The organism is Mesorhizobium sp. M1307, assembly GCF_040318155.1.
GTDB lineage: Bacteria > Pseudomonadota > Alphaproteobacteria > Rhizobiales > Rhizobiaceae > Mesorhizobium.
In genome coordinates this window covers 1-787 of sequence record NZ_JAMYLR010000114.1, presented here as the reverse complement: position 1 = coordinate 787, position 787 = coordinate 1, and the positions used below count along the sequence as shown (strand labels likewise).

Here is a 787-nt window from a genome sequence, read left to right as displayed (position 1 = left end):
GACCACGCCTGAAGAAACCGAGACCTGGCTCACCGCGCCGTGGTCGGAGGCAAGGCACCTGCAGCGCACGGCGCCCGATGACGCGCTGGTGATCGTCGAAAAACCGGCGACACAGATCAAGTTTCCGCAGCAGGCGCCGGCGCAAGGCTCATTGTTTTAGCGCTTGAATTTCTGCAGCACCCAGATGTAGCCCTTGGGCGGATGATCCTGGTCGATGAACTGCGTCTTCACCATCGTGTCCTTGCGGCTGCATCGCTTGCACCTGAACCTGATCGCTTCCAGCGGCTTGTTCCAGCCCACCACCTGGGCCACGTCATTCGCCCTGAAGCGCCCGACGTGGTAGCAGTGGCCGCACTCCACGATAAGCAGCATGTTGGCCTTGGCGGCACGTCCAACGCTGTCCATCGGCCCGGCCATGGCTCATTTCCGGGTCGAGTAATCCTCGGGCAGCGGAAGCAGGCCAAGCTCCGCCATCCGATAATCTGGCTCCTTCTCCGCTACGCTGGCCAGCACCTCATGCAATTTCTCGACAAGCCCGCAAAGCTGCCAGAACAGCTCGCCATGCGCCTTCAGATGCAGCTGCGACGACAGCACCGTCCGGCGCAGGCTCAAAGTGTCCCTGATGATCGCCTCCGCATCCCTCGCCGACAGCCTGTCGAACCGGCTTTTTCGTCTGCCCATCGCGGCTCTCCTCGATTTGTGAGCAACCGCCCCACCTACTGACAAATAGGAAGGCATTCCTCGCAGAGTCAATTCGCTCTTGACATTTTTGTTCCCGTTTTGTTCA

General features: G+C 60.4%; 2 protein-coding genes and 1 pseudogene. 1 reads left to right on the top strand and 2 read right to left on the bottom strand.

From position 1 onward, the window contains the following. Window positions 1-160, top strand: a pseudogene (locus tag NKH16_RS34880) (SOS response-associated peptidase); the annotation flags it as partial. Here the strand turns inward: NKH16_RS34880 and NKH16_RS34875 are convergent. Both NKH16_RS34875 and NKH16_RS34870 read right to left on the bottom strand, forming a co-directional pair. Further along, window positions 157-417 carry a hypothetical protein gene (locus NKH16_RS34875; protein WP_352744131.1) on the bottom strand — a complete coding sequence of 87 codons (261 nt, stop codon included), beginning with the start codon at window positions 415-417 and terminating at the stop codon, window positions 157-159. The pseudogene NKH16_RS34880 and the gene NKH16_RS34875 sit on opposite strands and share 4 nt — an antisense overlap. Window positions 418-420: 3 nt before the next feature. Beyond that, the gene (locus NKH16_RS34870) at window positions 421-681 is read right to left on the bottom strand and encodes a hypothetical protein (RefSeq protein ID WP_352587141.1); all 261 of its coding nucleotides are present in this window, start codon (window positions 679-681) and stop codon (window positions 421-423) included. Between the last annotated feature and the right edge of the window lie 106 nt (window positions 682-787).